General features: G+C 47.3%; 16 protein-coding genes. 12 read left to right on the plus strand and 4 right to left on the minus strand.

The annotated features are described in order from the left end of the window. Nucleotides 1-52 precede the first annotated feature (52 nt). The 6 genes from ACZ5DR_RS02085 to ACZ5DR_RS02110 all read left to right on the plus strand — a co-directional run bounded on the left by ACZ5DR_RS02085 (nt 53) and on the right by ACZ5DR_RS02110 (nt 6,772). Nucleotides 53-1,360: an ABC transporter substrate-binding protein gene (locus tag ACZ5DR_RS02085; protein WP_377364358.1), complete on the plus strand. Its 1,308-nt coding sequence runs from the start codon at nt 53-55 to the stop codon at nt 1,358-1,360. Between the two features lie 105 nt (nt 1,361-1,465). Continuing rightward, nucleotides 1,466-2,326 carry a carbohydrate ABC transporter permease gene (locus ACZ5DR_RS02090; RefSeq protein ID WP_377364356.1) on the plus strand — a complete coding sequence of 287 codons (861 nt, stop codon included), beginning with the start codon at nt 1,466-1,468 and terminating at the stop codon, nt 2,324-2,326. Nucleotides 2,327-2,336: 10 nt separating this feature from the next. Continuing rightward, nucleotides 2,337-3,167, plus strand: a complete 831-nt coding sequence (locus ACZ5DR_RS02095; RefSeq protein WP_377364354.1) for a carbohydrate ABC transporter permease — start codon at nt 2,337-2,339, stop codon at nt 3,165-3,167. Nucleotides 3,168-3,185: 18 nt separating this feature from the next. Beyond that, a complete protein-coding gene (locus ACZ5DR_RS02100; RefSeq protein ID WP_377364352.1) occupies nt 3,186-4,289 on the plus strand; it encodes an ABC transporter ATP-binding protein in 1,104 nt (367 codons plus the stop codon). After that, entirely contained in the window at nt 4,282-5,715 is a 1,434-nt protein-coding gene (locus tag ACZ5DR_RS02105; protein WP_377364350.1) for a mannitol dehydrogenase family protein, read from the plus strand. The genes ACZ5DR_RS02100 and ACZ5DR_RS02105 overlap by 8 nt, the downstream gene beginning before the upstream one ends. A 166-nt stretch (nt 5,716-5,881) precedes the next feature. After that, complete coding sequence (locus ACZ5DR_RS02110; protein WP_377364348.1) at nt 5,882-6,772, plus strand: helix-turn-helix domain-containing protein; 891 nt, start codon at nt 5,882-5,884, stop codon at nt 6,770-6,772. A 69-nt stretch (nt 6,773-6,841) separates the two neighbouring features. Here ACZ5DR_RS02110 and xylB read toward each other — a convergent pair whose 3' ends face one another. Next, the gene (gene xylB / locus ACZ5DR_RS02115; protein ID WP_377364346.1) at nt 6,842-8,329 is read right to left on the minus strand and encodes a xylulokinase; all 1,488 of its coding nucleotides are present in this window, start codon (nt 8,327-8,329) and stop codon (nt 6,842-6,844) included. A gap of 286 nt (nt 8,330-8,615) precedes the next feature. Here xylB and ygfZ point away from each other — a divergent pair, with 286 nt between their 5' ends. Further along, on the plus strand, nt 8,616-9,524 hold the full coding sequence (ygfZ, locus tag ACZ5DR_RS02120; protein WP_377364344.1) for a CAF17-like 4Fe-4S cluster assembly/insertion protein YgfZ: 909 nt from the start codon (nt 8,616-8,618) through the stop codon (nt 9,522-9,524). 20 nt (nt 9,525-9,544) lie between these two features. Here the strand turns inward: ygfZ and ung are convergent, their stop codons facing one another. Both ung and ACZ5DR_RS02130 read right to left on the minus strand, forming a co-directional pair. After that, nucleotides 9,545-10,270 carry a uracil-DNA glycosylase gene (ung, locus tag ACZ5DR_RS02125; protein WP_377364342.1) on the minus strand — a complete coding sequence of 242 codons (726 nt, stop codon included), beginning with the start codon at nt 10,268-10,270 and terminating at the stop codon, nt 9,545-9,547. A gap of 5 nt (nt 10,271-10,275) precedes the next feature. Continuing rightward, nucleotides 10,276-11,154: a phosphotransferase gene (locus ACZ5DR_RS02130; RefSeq protein WP_377364340.1), complete on the minus strand. Its 879-nt coding sequence runs from the start codon at nt 11,152-11,154 to the stop codon at nt 10,276-10,278. Between the two features lie 90 nt (nt 11,155-11,244). Here ACZ5DR_RS02130 and hexR point away from each other — a divergent pair, with 90 nt between their 5' ends. After that, a complete protein-coding gene (gene hexR, locus ACZ5DR_RS02135) occupies nt 11,245-12,105 on the plus strand; it encodes a transcriptional regulator HexR (RefSeq protein WP_377364338.1) in 861 nt (286 codons plus the stop codon). Between the two features lie 339 nt (nt 12,106-12,444). Continuing rightward, nucleotides 12,445-13,938, plus strand: coding sequence for a sodium/proline symporter PutP (gene putP / locus ACZ5DR_RS02140; RefSeq protein ID WP_377364336.1), 1,494 nt, complete (start codon nt 12,445-12,447; stop codon nt 13,936-13,938). 155 nt (nt 13,939-14,093) lie between these two features. Here the strand turns inward: putP and edd are convergent, their stop codons facing one another. Next, a complete protein-coding gene (gene edd / locus ACZ5DR_RS02145; RefSeq protein WP_377364334.1) occupies nt 14,094-15,908 on the minus strand; it encodes a phosphogluconate dehydratase in 1,815 nt (604 codons plus the stop codon). Between the two features lie 365 nt (nt 15,909-16,273). Here edd and gap point away from each other — a divergent pair, with 365 nt between their 5' ends. The 3 genes from gap to ACZ5DR_RS02160 all read left to right on the plus strand — a co-directional run bounded on the left by gap (nt 16,274) and on the right by ACZ5DR_RS02160 (nt 19,272). After that, nucleotides 16,274-17,287 carry a type I glyceraldehyde-3-phosphate dehydrogenase gene (gene gap / locus ACZ5DR_RS02150; RefSeq protein ID WP_377364332.1) on the plus strand — a complete coding sequence of 338 codons (1,014 nt, stop codon included), beginning with the start codon at nt 16,274-16,276 and terminating at the stop codon, nt 17,285-17,287. A gap of 84 nt (nt 17,288-17,371) precedes the next feature. Beyond that, the gene (gene pyk, locus ACZ5DR_RS02155; protein ID WP_377364330.1) at nt 17,372-18,817 is read left to right on the plus strand and encodes a pyruvate kinase; all 1,446 of its coding nucleotides are present in this window, start codon (nt 17,372-17,374) and stop codon (nt 18,815-18,817) included. Continuing rightward, nucleotides 18,817-19,272, plus strand: a complete 456-nt coding sequence (locus tag ACZ5DR_RS02160) for a methylglyoxal synthase (protein WP_377364328.1) — start codon at nt 18,817-18,819, stop codon at nt 19,270-19,272. The genes pyk and ACZ5DR_RS02160 overlap by 1 nt, the downstream gene beginning before the upstream one ends. Nucleotides 19,273-19,311: the final 39 nt, after the last annotated feature.

The following is a 19,311-nucleotide window of genomic DNA, read 5'->3' on the forward strand; positions in this document are numbered from 1 at the left end:
AAGACCACTAGGTGCGACAATAAAAAGAAACTTACCCAAACTGGGAGAACCTATGAAAAGTCTTACCAAAACAGCCGTCGCTTGTGCGGTATCCTTCGCAGCAATCAATGCCTTTGCTGAAACGCAAATCACAGTCGCTACCGTGAATAACGGTCACATGATTGAGATGCAAAAACTAACACCAGAATTTGAAAAGCAATACCCTGACATCAAAGTCAAATGGGTAACGCTGGAAGAAGGTGTCCTTCGTCAAAACGTTACACAAGATATTGCAAATGGCAGCGGTCTATACGACGTGATGACCATCGGTATGTACGAAGCTCCTATTTGGGGTGAGCGCGGTTGGTTAGAGCCAATCGATACAAGCGGTTCTTATGACGTTGATGATATTTTGCCATCTATCCGTGGCGGTCTATCTTACGACGGCACTATGTACGCATCGCCATTCTACGGTGAGAGCTCTATGGTTATGTACCGTAAAGATCTTGCGGAGAAAGCAGGTGTCACCATCAGTGACCGTGATAGCTGGGAAGATATCCGTAATGCGGCAGCAGCAATGAACGATCCTGAAAATGGCGTTTACGGCATCTGTCTACGTGGTAAAGCAGGTTGGGGTGACAACATGGCCTTCCTAACGGCTATGGCAAACTCTTTCGGTGCTCGCTGGTTCGATATGGACTGGAAACCACAACTAGAATCTGCAGAGTGGAAAAACGCTGTTAGCTTCTACGTTGACATGATGGGTAAATACGGCCCTCCAGGCGCAAGCGGTAACAGCTTCAACGAAAACTTGGCACTGTTCAACGAAGGTAAATGTGGCATGTGGATCGACGCTACTATCGCTGCCTCTTTCGTAACGGATCCAAAACAATCTAAAGTCGCAGACAAAGTTGGCTTCGCACAGTCTCCTTACTCTAAAACAGAGAAAGGCGCTAACTGGTTGTGGTCTTGGGCGCTTGGTATCCCAGCTGCTACTAAAAACGCTGAAGCTGCACAAACCTTCGTACGTTGGGCCACTTCAAAAGACTACATCAAGCTTGTAGGCGAAACGAATGGTTGGGGCGCTGTACCAACAGGTACTCGTCAATCCACTTACGAAAATCCTAAGTTCCAAAAAGCAGCCGTCTTTGCTGATGCAGAACTTAAAGCGATCAACTCTGCTAACCCTAACGACAGCACACTAGAACCATCTCCATACGTGGGCGTTCAATTTGCTGCGATTCCTGAGTTCCAAGCAATTGGTACTACCACTGGCCAGATGATCTCTGGTGCATTGGCAGGCAGCTTATCGGTTGATCAAGCTCTTAAATCTGCGAACCGCTCTGCAGATCGTCAAATGCGTCAAGCGGGTTACTACTAACCAGCTGTCGTACATCGATACTAAACAGGGGCGATAGTGCCCCTGTTTATTCTCGACATCATCGTCGCGAGACGCGCTCAAAAGCTAATAACGAGAGAAAATCCCATGAAGCGTTCCATCACTCGCTTACTAATGGCACCCTCTGTCATTTTGCTACTGGCATGGATGATAGTGCCATTATCAATGACCATTTATTTTTCCACCATCAACTACAACTTGCTTTACCCAGGTCGTACTAACTTTGTTGGCTGGATGAACTATGAATTCTTTGTTACCGATCCTGGCTTTTGGATTGCGGTCTCAAACACCCTGATTCTATTACTGTCTGTTTTGATCATTACCGTGGTACTCGGTGTGGCGCTGTCAGCGCTCATTGATAAGCCCTTTGCTGGTCGAAACATTGTACGTGTACTATTAATATCGCCTTTCTTCATCATGCCTACAGTCAACGCCTTGATCTGGAAAAACATGATGATGAACCCTGTGTATGGCATCTTCGCTTGGATATCCAACTCCTTTGGGTTAGAGCCGATCGATTGGTTGTCTAACCATCCACTTATGTCGGTCATCATCATGGTGAGCTGGCAGTGGCTCCCCTTTGCCATCCTCGTCTTCGTGACGGCACTTCAGTCCCAAGACACGGAGCAAAAAGAAGCCGCTCAAATGGACGGCGCAACTGGCTGGCACATTTTCCGTTACCTGACCATCCCACATTTGGCACGTCCAATCGCAGTTGTGGTGATGATTGAAACCATCTTCCTATTGGCGGTCTTCGCTGAGATTTATGTTTCTACAGGCGGTGGTCCAGGCTACGACAGTACTAACTTAGCGTACCTTATTTATAACCAAGCACTGCTTCAATACGATGTGGGCGTCGCCTCCGCAGGTGGTTTATTCGCCGTACTTCTTGCAAACATAGTCGCGTTCTTCTTGATTCGCGCTGTCGGCAAAAACCTAACAGTGTGAGGACAACATTATGACTTTAACGCAACAACGCAAACTCAAAACTATCTTGGTAGGCATTGCCTCTTGGACTATTGCACTGCTGTTGTTCTTTCCGATTTTTTGGATGTTCATTACGTCCTTCAAAACAGAACTGCAAGCGATCTCCGTACCACCACAATTGTTCTTTGAACCAACGCTTGAGAACTTCTCAATCGTGCAAGAACGTAGTGATTACCTAAAACACGCTTGGAACTCTGTGGTGACGTCGTTTGGCGCAACCATTCTTGCCCTGATCATTGCGATCCCAGCGGCATACTCTATGGCGTTCTTCCCTGGTAAACGTACCAAAGATATTTTGCTTTGGATGTTGTCCACCAAGATGCTACCGGCTGTGGGTGTATTGGTTCCTATTTACATTTTGAGCCGTAACTACGGTCTATTGGACTCCAAACTGGGTTTGGTCATCATTTTCACCTTGATGAACCTACCCATCATCGTTTGGATGCTGTTTTCATACTTCAAAGATCTGCCAAAAGAAATCTTGGAAGCAGCTCGTATGGACGGCGCCTCTCCATGGGGTGAAATGACCAAAGTAGTATTGCCTCTGTCTGTTGGCGGCATCGCATCAACCGGACTGCTTTCCATCGTGCTTTGTTGGAACGAAGCCTTCTGGTCTCTCAACCTAACAGCATCTGAAGCGGCACCATTGACAGCAATGATCGCCTCTTACTCCAGCCCTGAAGGCTTGTTCTGGGCCAAGCTATCGGCTGCCTCAACACTGGCTTGTGCGCCAATCGTTGTATTCGGCTGGTTCTGTCAGAAACAACTTGTACAAGGCCTCACCTTCGGTGCCGTGAAATAATTTATAGGAATAAGAATAATGGCTTACTTAAACATCACAGAGCTACAAAAACACTACGACGATTACCACGCCCTACGCGGCATCAACTTGGCCATCGAAGAAGGCGAATTCATCGTATTCGTTGGCCCATCTGGCTGTGGTAAATCAACACTTTTACGTACCATCGCAGGTCTTGAATCCAGCACTGGCGGCACCATCAATCTTGACGGTCGCGACATCACTGAGCTGGCGTCCTCTAAACGTGACCTAGCCATGGTATTCCAGTCTTACGCTTTGTACCCACACATGACAGTAGCGGATAACTTGAGCTTTGCTCTACGCCTAGCAAAAGAAGACAACGCCGTTATCCAAGAAAAAGTGAAGTCAGTGTCTGCTTCTTTGCAACTAGACAAACTACTAGAGCGTAAACCAAAAGAATTGTCCGGTGGTCAACGTCAGCGTGTCGCCATTGGCCGCGCCATCGTTCGCCAACCAAAAGTCTTCTTGTTTGACGAGCCACTGTCTAACTTGGACGCAGCATTGCGTGTACAGATGCGTCTTGAGCTGGCCCGCCTGCACAAGAAATTAGGCACCACCATGATCTACGTAACCCACGATCAGGTAGAAGCCATGACGCTTGCGGACCGTGTTGTGATCCTCAACGCCGGTCAAATCGAGCAAGTAGGGACGCCACTTGAGCTTTACCGCTCACCAAACAGCCGTTTCGTTGCTGAGTTCATCGGTACGCCGAAAATGAACCTTATTCCACTAGACGGTGTGACTCGTTCTGGTGAAAACCTAGAGCTGAACCTGATGAATAAAGTCATCGAGTTCCCTGTATCACGCACTCACGGGCCATTGCCTTCTAACGTGACCATGGGTATTCGTCCTGAGCACATGCAGATTGTTGCTGAAGGTGGCGACCTAAGCGGTAAAGTTGAACTGATCGAGCACCTTGGCTCTGAAGCGTACACACATGTTCGCTTGTCAAATGATCAAACCATCATTGTTAAAGCACCAGCACGTACCACCATCAAAGATGGCGAAATCATTCATATCAATGTTGACCGTGAAGAAGTGATCCTATTCAACGAAAGCGATCGTGTCTTCTCTGTTATTGCTGAGGAAGCAAGCCATGGCTAATCATCTAATTGCCACACAAAACGCTGATCAACTGCTTGAGCGTGGCTACCAACGTAACGACATCACAGCCGGTGTCATGCATTTAGGAGTGGGCGCGTTTCACCGCGCCCACCAGGCAGTCTACTTCGACCGTCTATTGGCAACCCCTGAAGGCAAAAACTGGGGCATTATTGGCGTCAACTTACGTCCACAGGATTCTGCAGCATTCAGCCGCTTTGTTGAACAAAAAGGCGAGTATGTTCTGAAAACCATGGACCCTGAAGGCAACACAGAGTACGAACACATTCGCTCTCTTGTGGGTCAAATCGATGGAGCTAAAGACCCTGAAGCGGTAGATCAAACGATGGCTGACAGCGCCATTCAGATGATTACTTCGACCGTGACAGAAGGTGGCTACTACCTAGACGAAAACCGTCAGCTAATGCTAGATCATCCAGCAATTAAAGGTGACCTAGCCGGTGAGCGTCATACCCTTTACGCTTTTTTGTATGCGGGTCTGAAACTGCGCAGCCAAACCTCTAACGCTAAGATTACCTTGCTTTGCTGTGACAATTTGCGTCACAACGGTGAAATTCTTGAAGCAGGTTTGATGCAATTCCTTGCTGCGAAAGGGGATTCTGAGCTCGCACAATGGGTGTCCGATAACGTTGCCTTCCCTTGTTCTATGGTGGACCGTATCACCCCTAAACCAAGCCCTGAGCATGTGGAAGACGTGCGTGAGCGCTTTGGTATCGATGATCAAATGACGGTGATGGGCGAAGACTACCTACAATGGGTTATTCAAGACAAGTTTGCGGGTGCTAAGCCTGCTTTGGATTTGGTCAATGCGCAATTCGTGGACGATGTTGTGCCTTACGAAGAAGCAAAAATCCGGATTCTGAACGCAGGCCATACCAACGTGGTCTATCAAGCCGCACTCAAAGGCATGACCTATTTCGACGAAGCCATGCGTGACGAAGAATTAAGTCAGTACTTTGTGGATTTCATTTTGGAAGACTCCATCCCAGCGATTGGCGACTCCATTGTGGATCTTGATGCCTACTACAAAATCATCGGTCGTCGCTTCAGCAATGCTAACATTGGCGATACGGTGGAACGTATTTGTACCGATGGCTACGCTAAGTTTCCGATCTTTGTTTACCCCTCTTTAGCGGGTTGTTACAACAAAGGCCGTACACCAGCGAAAACCATTCAGGGCATCGCGGCATGGTTTACCTATTACCACAAAGCGAAGGCAGGTACGGTGGCAACGCCTTACCATGAGCCGAACATCGCCTCGATGGAACGCTTTACTAATGACGCAGAAGGCATAAAATACTTTGCCACTGACCGTTATCTTTGGGGAGACATCCCAACGCAGTATCCTGCGTTTGTGACTGATCTAACCCAAGCAATCCAAGCCATGCAACAGCAATACGACGCCTAGCAAAAGTGGCTTAAGGCACTTAGTTCTATCCACTAAGTGCCTTAATGACATCTACTGTCAAAGATAACAATAATAGCAACACATCACGGGATTAACGTGTTTACGATACTCGAGTTTTGCAACGGACATATTGCATGCTAGAGCTTAATCGAAGTAGGTAACCACTATGTCAACAGCGACGACAAAACGACTCACACCAGAATACGAGCTGGTACATGAAGGCATCGAAACCATCCGCTATTTGGAGCATGGTCACCCCAGTGAATTAATTCGTTGGCATGCCCATGATGACTACGAATTGCACTTTATTGTGGCCTCTACTGGCAAGGTATTTGTCGGCGATTACATAGGAAACTACAAGCCAGGACAATTAATCCTTACTGGCCCACGTTTGCCGCACAACTGGATCTGTCAAAACAGCGATACCTCTGTGCCACTTCGTGACATGGTCATTCGCTTTGACCATGAAGCCTTCGAGCAAGGCTGTAAAATCGTGCCAGAATTAGCGGAAATACTTCCCATGCTGGCCCGGGCCAAATCTGGTATAGAGTTCTTTAACGTAGACTTTGATTACCTACAGGAGACCTTCGCGCAGGTGCGTGATTCTTCTGGGCTACAACGGGTGATGAATGCCCTGCCATTGCTGCACCAATTGTCTCAAAGTCGAAGCTACCGCTTGCTGTCTACGGTTCAAATCGACTTAAAATCCAGTGAAACCCTGCAGCGTAAAATCAATACCGTAGTGGATTACGTGTCCCAAAACTACGCAAACGACATTACTCTGGCCAATGTGGCAAGCTTGATTGGCATGTCAGACAGTCATTTTTCACGCTTCTTTAAGAAAGCGACGGGCAACCGCTTTACTGAATTCGTCAACCGCATGCGCATTAGTCGTGCCTGCAGTCTATTAACGGAAACCGATCAGCAAATCGCGAATATCTGTTTTCAGGTAGGCTTCAATAATGTGGCGAACTTCAACCGCCGTTTTCATGAATTAAAAGGCGTTACGCCAAGGGACTTTAGAGCCCAATACTACAAACGTATTGAAGGGCAATAAGTTCGTACAAAATAAAAAACAAAAGGAACCCAAAAGCCGCAACGATTATTCGCTGCGGCTTTTTTATTCTTATACTAGCTGACCAAAGGCATCATTGAGCACGGCCGTTTGCTCGTATGCTTTACGGTATAAGGCATACTTGGCGCTAAAGTATTCGGCGTTATCAGGGTTCGGCTGATGGGTTGCTAACACTTCAGGCAATTGACAGTGTTCCTGAATCAAAGCTTCAATGTCTTGCCCTTCGCTTTCTTTTTTCCCCATTAGGGCCAAACGTGCGGCACCTAAACCTGGCCCCACATCTCCCCCATCGCGATAGTCTATGGTCTTACCCAATACATCTGCGATCAACTGACGCCAAAGAGCACTTCGAGCGCCACCACCAATCAAGGATAATTCGCTTACATCACTGCCAGCGCTGGCGAGAGCGTTCTGGCAATCTAGCAATGAGAAGGCAATGCCTTCTAAAACAGCTAAAGTGAGCTCCGCACGCTGGGTACTGTTCACCATGCCTAAGAACTGACCATTCGCAAGGGGGTCGTTAATGGGTGTTCGCTCGCCATTTAAGTAAGGCAAAAACACCACGCGAGCCCGTTGAATATCACTGTCTTCCAGCTCATCCAATAACTCAGGTACTGGACGATCTACCAATTTTGCAAACCAAGAAAGGGAATTGGCAGCACTTAACGTCACCCCCATTTGGTGCCAACGATTTGGCAAGGCATGGCAAAAGGCATGAACCGTGTTGTCCGGGTTGGCATTATGGGATTCAGACACACTGAAATACACACCAGAGGTTCCTAAGGACACAAAGCCCTGCCCAGGCTCAGTAACCCCCATTCCCACAGCCCCCGCTGCATTATCACCCGCCCCAGCAACCACTGGGATAGGCTGCAAGCCCAACTGCTCGGCGATATCGGCCGATACCTGGCCAACCACCTGCTGGCCTTCAAATACTGTCGGCATGTTTTCAGAGGTCAACCCGCAGATTTTCAATAATTGCTCGTCCCACTGGCGTGTTTCTGGGTTTAGCCATAAGGTACCTGCCGCATCAGAACAGTCGCTGGAAAATACGCCTGTCATGCGGTAGACCAGATAGTCTTTCGGCAAGAGCACTTTATCAAGCTGAGCATAAACCTCTGGCTCATTTTCTTTGACCCAAAGGATTTTAGGAGCAGTGAACCCCGGCATAGCAAGGTTACCGGACAAGGTTAACAACTCAGGATGAGCTTGCATCACGGCATCACATTGGGATTTACTGCGACCGTCATTCCATAAAATACAGGGACGAAGCACCTGCCCCGCAGCATCCAATAAGGTGGCACCATGCATCTGACCAGACAAACCAAGGGCTTCGATCTTGCTTAGGTCCAAACGCTCAGATAACTGACCACATACATCCAGCAAGGCTTGCCACCAATCTTCAGGTGCTTGCTCTGACCATGTGGCTTTGGGAGAAGAAACAGTAAGGGATGAAGACGCCTGAGCAACCACATTGCCCGCATCATTAATGACCACACCCTTCAATCCGGATGTGCCTAAATCTAAACCTAAAAACATATTGAATACCTGCGACAGGGCGCGATGACTGTTATTTTTTTATGGCATTTCTCACCTTAAAAGAGTGAAAAAATGTCTACCTACACAGTGTCAGAAGAACAGGTTCGAGAGTCAATCTAATCGGTAAAATTCGCATTTTTCGTATCAGTTGATCGCAGAATCCATCAACTCTGAGCTTTGCTCAACACAAACCCGCCAACGCAATAAACTGACCTTCAGACATATTGAAATTATAGACACTAGCCGCATATAAGTAGCTATACATCCATTCCCTATCGAGGCCACTATGCAACTCGAGCAACTTTTAAATGACCATCTTCCGGCAACCAGCTATGCCCACGCAAAAGACATGGGCGTTATCCGTGTGACGGGGCCGGACAGTGCTAAGTTTTTACAAGGACAAGTCACTGCAGACATCCACAAGGTCGATACGCAGAACAGCAGCTTCGCCGCAGTCTGCACACCGAAAGGTCGGATCATTGGCAACTTCTTCGTATTACAAAGTGCACCAGAAACCTATCTTCTAGCCATCAAACAAGATGTCTTAGAGACGCTGTTAACACATTTGAAGAAGTACGCTGTGTTTTTTAAAACTGAGCTAAGCGATGCCAGTGATCAGTTTACGGTCAGCTCCATGTTTGCCTTCAGTGGTGCGGTTTCCCCACAAGAGCAGTATCCGTTACTGATTCCTACCAGCCATCAAGACGATTGCAGCCAATTGATTTTGGATAACAGTTTCTACCGTCAAACCTTAACCCTAGCCCCCAAAGCGGAAGAACTGCCCGATCCAGAAGACCCAGCGGCTCACCATGTGATGGGGTTATTGGCTGCTAGGCCGCTGCTCACTAAAAAAGATACTGAAGAACTATTGCCCCAGTGGATCAACATGCAGCGCAACGGTGGCATCAGTTTCACCAAAGGCTGTTATACCGGTCAAGAAATCGTGGCTCGCATGAAATACCGCGGTAAGTCGAAAAAGCATTTGGCTTTGTTTGCCGCTGAACAGCCGATTCAGGTAGGCAGCGATGTCTTAAATCAAGAAGGTAAAACCATTGGCCAAGTGTTTGACGCGGCCGATGCTGGGGAAGCCCACGTTGCCCAAGTGATTTTAAATGTGGATCAAAGCGAGTTCAGCGAAGCCAGCTCTGACGGTGTCCCCATGACACTACTTCCTTTGCCTTACACATTAGATTAACTGGACGCATACCATGTGATTCAAAAAAGAGTGCCCTGTGCGCTCTTCTTTGTTTCTTGTGGTGGGGCAAATGACAAATGTGAAGACCAATCAATGGCTGTTTTTCCTTGCGCCAGCAAATAGTCATTGGCTTTTGAAAAATGCCCACAGCCAAAGAAACCACGATAAGCAGATAATGGTGATGGATGAACCCCTTCCAACACGAGATGTTTATCGCGATCTATATTGCGCCCTTTTTTATGGGCGTAAGATCCCCACAACAGAAACACAACCCCATCATTTTCTTGGCAGATCACCTCAATGACGCGATCGGTGAAACGTTCCCAGCCCTTTTTTTGATGTGCACCAGCCTTCCCCGCTTCAACCGTTAGCACGCTATTAAGCAATAGCACGCCTTGCTCAGCCCAGCTTTGCAGATACCCATGGGGCGCCACGGGAATCGACAAATCAGATTTCAGCTCCTTATACATATTCATCAAGGAAGGTGGTGTTTTAACACCAGGCTGTACCGAAAATGACAAGCCGTGGGCTTGGCCTTCACCGTGATATGGGTCCTGCCCTAATATCACCACCTTAACCTTCTTTAGGGGCGTCTCTTTAAAAGCATTAAACCAAGCCGTTTGAGGTGGATAAATGATCTGTCCTTGAGCTTCGCGCTCCTGCAAATAAGCCATTAATGCCTGCATATAGGCTTGATCAAATTCAGGCTCTAGAAAGTGAGACCAGTCTTGTGGAAATCGTGTCATGGGGTTTAATTATCAAAATAAGGGTTAAAATCTGTGTCTGTCGCCAAGACATGATACCACTCTAGGCCGTTTAACTCCTGAGGGGCCGTCAGATGTTTCAGTAATAGCCATACTAACTCCCGCACCACATACAGCTTACGGTATAAAAGTACTCGCTTAGCCATCCCTGAAGTGAAGGGTTTTCCAAGTACATATTGGCAGACTATTTCAATGTGCTCTGGCTGCAAATGCTGTGAATGAGCCAACACGGCCACATCAAACAGCGGATCATTCATCCCTGCGCTTTCCCAATCGATCAACCAAAGCTTTTGCCCATCGATGATTAGGTTTTTAGGGTTCAGATCGTTATGGGCCAACACAAGATGCTCGGGGGGAACTACTGTAGGCAAGGCCTCAAACCAGTTCGACACTTGGCGCCACTGGGCTGAGACACTGACAAAGTTTTCGTGGAGACGAATCTGCTCCAACCAATCGGCTATGATCAATTGCACATCATAGTGCAGCTTAATAGGAGGCATGTCATGGAGGCGTTTCAACAGTCTACAAACTTGCTCAATCGAAGCTTGAGTGTGCTGAACCTCTAAAGGTAAGGTCGAGCCAGTCAAAAACTCGCTTAGCACAACCCCTTGAGGATTATGCCACAGGATTTGAGATGTGAGACCCTGTTGTGCGGCTTGCTGCCACACGGATAATTCCGTTTGGCGATCAATGTGAAAGCACTGGGACTCTAGCATAGGCAGCCGCAGTACCCATTTTGGCTGACCTGATTCGAGAATTTTATAAACCTTATTCGTGAAACCTTCCTCGATGGCTTCAACGCGAATCTCACCATTGATCGGCAAAATCGAGTTCAATTGCTTCAAATAGTCTGAAAGAGCACACATTTTCAATCACTTATTGCCAGAGGGGTAAACCGCTGTCAGAATGTCTTTGAAAGCCTTTCGAGTCAATATAATACTGTTGAAGCCAAATAGATGAATAAGCACGAAGATATTATTCGCAGAATCCAAGAGAAGTTAACCACGCTCAGCAAATCCGAGCGAAAAGTGGCGGAAGCAATCCTAGCTGATCCGAAAACCACCATTCATTCCAGCATTGCCAAGCTAGCAGCTCGAGCAGAAGTCAGTGAACCAACGGTCAACCGCTTTTGTCGTAGCTTAATCGGCAGTGGCTTCCCCGACTTCAAAGTCGCACTGGCACAAAGTCTCGCGAAAGGTACACCTTACGTTAACCTGAACGTAGAGCCAGATGACGCTGCGGGCGCCATCACAAACAAAATTTTTGAAGCCGCTAAGAACAACCTAACCCGTGCCCAAGAGCTCCTACCTGAGACGCTTATTAGCCGCACCGTAGATGTTTTAGCCCAAGCAAGACGCATTGAATTTTATGGACTTGGTGCCTCCGGCCCTGTGGCAAAAGATGCCCACCATAAATTCTTCCGTCTAAATATGCCTGTGGTGGCTTACACGGATATCTTGGTACAACGTATGGCGGCAGCGGGGACGCACCCAGGTGATGCGGTCGTGGTTATTTCCTTATCTGGACGTACCTTACCTTTGATCGAAACGGCTCGTGTGGCCCGTGAAGCAGGCGCTACAGTCATTGGCATTACCAACCCGGGTTCTCCACTCACTGAGCATTGCTCTATTGTGCTGCCAATTGAAGAAACAGAAGACACAGATATTTATACGCCAATGAGTTCCCGTATCGTGTATCTGACATTGGTGGATGCTCTCGCCACTGGTGTTTTGCTAAAACGCGGTCCAGAATTCAATGAACATTTGCGTAAGCTTAAACTAAGCGTACAAGACACTCGCCTACCCAAGGCAGACTGATATTACACCTACAACACAGCTCGGTGTTGTAGGTTTCTTTCAGACATCCCCCTCCCCTCGCTCAATTCCAGACCTTTTTATAAGTTTTTCATAGAATCGTGAAAGATTAATCCCAAGACACCCCATAAAATCGCCGGTTAGGTTGCGTAACGCCCACTGCCTAGCATGCATCAGCGTTAAATTTGAGGGACCCAACCTACTTTCGTCATGAAAATTAGCAATAACATTTGAAGCCATCAGTCGTGCTTTTAACTGTCTTTTATTGTTTCAACTATATTGAAGCAGAGACAGGATTACGCTCTTTAGGCTTCGCCATAAAATTAAATCATGGGGACTACAATGATTGAAAACAGCTTAGCAATAAGCTTTACCTTCCTTGCATACTTAATTGTCATGCTTGGAATAGGGCTATACGCATACAAACGCACTTCCAACTCAGAAGACTATTTCCTAGGAGGCCGTTCTCTAGGACCTTGGCCTACAGCCTTGTCTGCCGGTGCATCCGACATGAGTGGTTGGTTGCTTTTAGGACTTCCAGGCTATGCTTTTGCGGCGGGTATGGAATCTATCTGGTTAGCAGGTGGTTTGCTTGCAGGAACCTACTTGAACTGGCTAATCTGCGCTAAACGCCTGCGTACTTACAGTGTTGAAACCCATGCTTTGACGCTTCCCGAATACCTTTCCACTCGCTTCCAAGATAAATCCAAGTTGATTCAAACGATTTCAGCTTTCTTTATTTTGCTGTTCTTCCTGTTTTACACCAGCTCAGGTTTGGTGGCCGGTGGTAAGTTATTCGAAACCGTTTTTGGCCTAGATTACCGTTGGGCAGTCGTGATCGGCACCGTTTGTGTGGTGTCTTACACGTTATTCGGTGGTTTCTTAGCGGTCTCTTGGACCGACTTAGTTCAAGGACTACTTATGTGTGCCGCTTTGGCGATCGTTCCTTTTGCCATTATGGAAGGTGACTGGTCAACACTGCCAGCAACCTTAGCGGATAAGAACCCAGAGCTGCTAACCCTTTGGCGCGATATTAATGGTGAGCCACTGAGTGCCATCGGTATCATCTCATTAGTCGCTTGGGGACTTGGTTACTTTGGCCAACCACACATTTTGGCTCGTTTTAAAGCCTCTCGCTCCAATAAAGACATCGCCACAGCACGTCGCATCGCCGTAGGTTGGACAGCCATCTCAATGATTGGCGCCCTACTGATTGGTATGGTGGGCATTGTTTATGTGGACAACCATATGGGTGGCGCACTGGATGATGGCGAAAAAATCTTTATGATTTTGGTTAATGCTGTCTTTAACCCAGTGGTTGCAGGCATTCTTTTGGCGGCTATCCTGGCTGCTATCATGAGTACGGCAGATTCCCAATTATTGGTGTCTTCTTCGGCTTTAGCGGAAGATTTCTACAAAACTTGGCTAAATCCGAATGCAACCCAAAAGCAAATCGTCAATGTGGGACGTTTAGGCGTAGTAGCCTTGTCGATCATTGCTTTGGTCCTAGCGTTTAATCCAGAGAGTTCAGTACTTGGATTGGTATCCTATGCTTGGGCTGGCTTTGGTGCGGCATTTGGACCTGCGATCATCTTGAGCCTATTCTGGCGTAACATGAATCGTAACGGTGCCTTAGCGGGTATCATTGTCGGTGGTGTCACCATCGTCGTTTGGAAGCAAATCTCAGGTGGCATCTTTGATCTATACGAGATTGTTCCTGGATTCATCCTATCTACCTTGGCAATCATCATCGTCAGCATCATGACTGGCGCTCCTGATAAGAAGGTGGCAGAGTCCTTTGATGCCTACGAAGGTAAGCTAAAGACTCTTGATTAACACCCGCTGCTAACACTAAAAAGCCGAGCCTTATTTGGGGCTCGGCTTTTTTATTGCTTTAGTTTTTACTTGCCTTAGCTTTTAAAAGCAAAAAAAAGGCCTCCCGAAGGAGGCCTAAACACCATTACTAACAAACGTTAGTAGTCAGAGAAATCTTAATCGTTAAACAAGCTGCAAGCACCTTGCTCTGCACCGTTCACCAACATACGTTGCCCACTGAACAGCTCACGCCCCATACCCTGATGAGAACGCGTCAAATCACATTCTGCCGCATCACGCTTAGCCAGCTCTGCTTCACTTACCAAAACAGAAAGTGTGCCTTCCACAGCATCTAGGCGAACCAAATCACCGTCTTGAATCTTAGCAATCAAACCACCAGCCAATGCTTCAGGCGTCAAATGAATGGCTGCTGGCACTTTACCGGATGCACCGGACATACGCCCGTCGGTGACTAACGCCACTTTATAGCCTTGATCCTGCAAGTTACCTAAGTAAGGCGTTAATTTATGCAACTCTGGCATACCTAACGCTTTTGGCCCTTGGAAACGAACTACTGCCACACAATCACGCTTAAGCTCACCACTGGCAATGGCATTGGCTAAATCATTTTGATCATGGAAAACCACGGCAGGGGCTTCAATAATGCGGTTCTCTTCTTTCACCGCAGACACCTTAATCACAGCGCGACCTAGGTTGCCTTTTAATAGTGACAAACCACCTTCTTTACTGAATGGGTTTTCGATTGGGCGCACCACCGCTTCATCTAGGCTCTTGCTCACCCCGTCACGCCAAACCACTTTGTCCCCATCCAAGAACGGCTCTTTCGTGTATAGCTTCAAGCCTTTACCAGCGATTGTATTGACGTCTTCGTGAAGCAAACCACCTTTTAGCAATTGCTCGATTAGGAATGCCATACCACCGGCCGCTTGGAAGTGGTTAATATCCGCTTGGCCATTCGGGTAAATGCGAGTCATCAATGGCACCACTTTAGAGAGCTCGGCAAAGTCATCCCAGTTAATAATGATGCCAGCAGCACGGGCAAAGGCCACGATGTGCATGGTGTGGTTAGTCGAGCCACCGGTTGCCAACAAACCAACGATGGCATTCACAATAGAGCGCTCATCGATCACTTGGTAAATCGGGCGGAACTCTTTGCCTAATGCGGTTGTTTTCGTGGCCAACTGAGCGGTATGACGCGTCAGAGCTTCACGTAGTGGCGAATCAGGGTTCACAAAAGAAGAGCCCGGCAACTGCAAGCCCATAATTTCTACCAATAGCTGGTTGGAATTCGCAGTACCATAGAAGGTACACGTACCCGCACTGTGGTAAGCAGCGGACTCAGCTTCCAGTAACTCATCGCGGGTCGCTTCACCTTTCGCAAAGCGTTGACGAACTGCGGCTTTTTGGGCGTTGGTAATACCTGTAGGCATCGGACCAGCAGGTACAAATAGACATGGCAGATGACCAAAGCGTAACGCCGCAATCAACAAACCTGGAATGATTTTGTCACAAATGCCTAAGAACAAGGCCGCATCAAACATATTGTGGGACAAGGCAATGGCTGCCCCTTGTGCAATATTGTCGCGGCTAAAAAGAGAAAGCTCCATGCCGTCTTGACCTTGAGTGACCCCATCACACATAGCCGGCACACCACCAGCGAACTGAGCAATGGAGCCCATTTCAGCTACGGCTTTACGAATAATGTTTGGGTAATCTTCGTAAGGTTTATGAGCAGACAACATATCGTTGTAAGAGGATACGATGGCAATGTTCGCTTCATCGAGTAACTTAAGCTTTTGCTTTTCCTGTGGCTGACATGCTGCAAAGCCGTGGGCCAAGTTACCGCAAGACAGCGTCCCTCGGTGTGGACCTTTCAACTCAGCCTGCTGCATATCTGCGAGATATTGAGTACGCAGTGGCTTACTACGCTCAATAATGGCCTGTGTGACTTTTTCCACGATAGGGTTCATTCTTCCTCTCCGTACAGGCATGCTGGCACAGCCTGAAAAATCTAATTTATGTAATTTTACTACATTTTAATAATTTAATCGGGACAAACAAGCCTAAATATGACTTTATAAGCCCTTTTGTGTAATTAATTTACCAAAAACTGTAGCAACGGTCTTTTTTTTGGTTAGAATAGGACGACTAGCAAGCTAAAGGACAAAGACTCTGGAGACTTCTTACAAGTTGATTCGATTGAATCTGTTGATCCAAGTCTTTTTCTAGGAAGTAATTTTTAATTTTTGTAGTATTTTTACAATAACATCTAAATAAATCTGTCCTACACTAACTTTAGGATAGATATATTCTTCAATTATTCTAGGAGTGAGATATGACGATTAAGGTAGCTATCAACGGTTATGGACGTATCGGACGTAACGTTCTTCGAGCGCTTTACGAGTCTGGCAAACGCGACCAAATCCAAGTTGTTGCCATTAACGATCTTGGCGATTCCAAAATCAATGCTCACTTAACTAAATATGACACAGTTCACGGGCGTTTCAATGCCGATGTGACATTTGATGCCGAAGCTCTGTACATCAACCAAGATAAGATTCTTACTTTCTCTGAACGTGATCCAGCGAAACTTCCTTGGGCGGATCTTGGTGTTGACGTTGTTTACGAATGTACTGGCTTCTTTACAACTAAAGAAACAGCAGGTGCTCATATCTCTGCCGGCGCGAAGAAAGTCATCATTTCTGCACCGGGTAAAGAAGTCGATGCAACCGTCGTATACGGTGTTAACCAAGACGTTTTAACTTCTGATATGACGGTTATCTCTAACGCATCTTGTACAACTAACTGTCTTGCACCAATCGCTAAGCCTTTGAACGACAAGCTAGGCATCGAAAGTGGCTTGATGACTACTATCCACGCTTACACGAATGACCAGCGTCTTTCAGACGTATACCACTCTGATCTATACCGCGCCCGTGCAGCAGCGATGAACATGATCCCAACTAAAACAGGTGCTGCGGCAGCCGTTGGCTTAGTGGTTCCAGAATTGGCAGGTAAATTTGACGGCATGGCGGTTCGTGTACCGACGATCAACGTTTCCTTGGTTGACCTGACGTTCCAAGCTCCTCGTGAAACCACAGTAGAAGAAGTTAACCAAATCATTGCCGACGCCATCGCAGCGGACCCAGTTCTAGCTCAAGTATTGTGCGTTAACAATGAGCCATTGGTGTCTATGGACTTCAACCACAGCACATTTACATCTAACTTTGACGCGACTCAAACACGCGTTCAGGGCAAACTTGTTAAAGTGATGTCTTGGTATGACAACGAGTGGGGCTTCTCTAACCGAATGTTAGATAACACCATCGCATTGATGAACGCTAAATAAGGCGTTTTTAAAAAGGCTGCTGACGCAGCCTTTTTCGTCTCTTATACTACTCCCACACGCTTTATAAATTTTCTTGGAATGAATATGACTCGCAGAACAAAAATCGTTGCTACATTAGGCCCAGCTTCTAGCTCTCCAGAAATGATTGAGAAACTTATCCTTGCAGGCGCTAACGTATTCCGCTTGAACTTCTCTCACGGACAGCCGGAAGACCATATCAACCGAGCAAAGATCGTTCGCGAGATGGCTGCGAAAAACAACCGTCATGTTGCCATTCTAGGAGACCTTCAAGGCCCTAAAATCCGTATCGCCCGCTTCAAAGAAACAAAAATCCATCTAGAACAAGGGGCAACCTTCATTCTAGACGTTGGCTTTGACAAAAATGCGGGCGACGAAACTCGAGTCGGTATCGACTACCCTCAACTTGCTGAGGATTCTTCTCCTGGCAACGTATTATTGCTAGACGATGGCCGAGTAGTACTTGAAGTACTTGAAGTAAAAGGCACTGAAGTTATCACTAAAGTCATCGTGGGTGGCGCCTTGTCTAACAACAAAGGCATCAACCGCCAAGGTGGTGGCTTATCTGCCGCTGCTCTGACAGACAAAGATAAAGAAGACATCAAAACTGCCGCAGCACTTAAAGCGGACTACTTAGCGGTATCTTTCCCACGTAGCGCTGCGGATCTAGAAGAAGCTCGCGCCCTTGCTCTGGCTGCTGGCCTAGAAACTGGCATCGTTTCTAAAGTGGAGCGCGCTGAAGCCGTTGCGGACGACGAAACCCTAGATTCCATCATCAAAGCTTCTGACGCTGTGATGGTTGCCCGTGGTGACCTTGGTGTTGAAATCGGTGATGCGGAATTGATCGGCGTTCAAAAACACATGATCAAACGCTGCCGACAGTTGAACCGTCCAGTGATCACTGCCACTCAAATGATGGAAACTATGATCACTCAAGCCATGCCAACACGTGCAGAAGTATTCGACGTAGCAAACGCGGTATTAGACGGCACTGATGCGGTGATGCTATCGGCGGAAACAGCAGCAGGCGACTACCCAGAAGAAGTGGTTAAAACGATGAACCGCGTCTGCTTAGGAGCAGAAAAGCAGCCTTCTGTTATGCGCTCTAAGCACCGCTTAGATGTGACCTTTACGTCCATCTCTGAAACCATTGCTATGTCTGCTATGTATGCAGCTAACCACCTAGAAGGTGTGCGTGCGATCATCAGTCTGACGGCTTCTGGTACAACACCTTTGTTGCTGTCTCGCATTTCATCAGGTCTGCCAATCTTTGCGTTATCGCCAAACCAAGAAACGCTTAACAAAACCGCCCTTTACCGTGGTGTTACTCCTGTTGCCTTCTCTTCACAAGAATTCAACGTAGATACCATCATCGCGGGCTTGGTGAACAAGGTGAAATCCTTAGGCTACGTAAAAGAGGGTGATCTAGTTATTGTGACAAAAGGCGACCACTTGGTATCCCATGGCACAACTAACATGATCAAAGTTGTTAAAGTAGGCGAAGTCGCCTAATGGAAAAGAAGACCGTTACCACAGCAGCGCAGAAACGCGTTGCTTTGGTGGCTCATGATAATATGAAGCCCGAGCTCACCACTTGGGCCGTTCAGCATAAAGAAAAGCTGATTAAGCATAAACTCATGGCCACTGGCACAACCGGTAATTTATTACAGAAGCAGCTTGGTGTTCCTGTGGATGCCCTAATCAGCGGCCCATTGGGAGGCGATCAACAGCTTGGTGGTCTGATTGCAGAAGGCAAGATCGACATCCTGATTTTCTTTTGGGATCCTTTTGAGCCCATGCCCCATGACCCAGATATCAAAGCCTTGCTTCGAGTCGCAGCGGTTTGGAATATTCCAATTGCTTGTAGCGTCTCCTCTGCAAACTTCTTAATCAGCTCGCCTTTGTTCGATGCGCCGTTTGAGAAGCAAATTCCAGATTACGAAACCTACCTCAAGGCGAGACTTTAACTCGCCTTCTTTATTTAGAGCACCTAACTTCTAAGCAAT

This window comes from Marinomonas vaga (assembly GCF_055388305.1).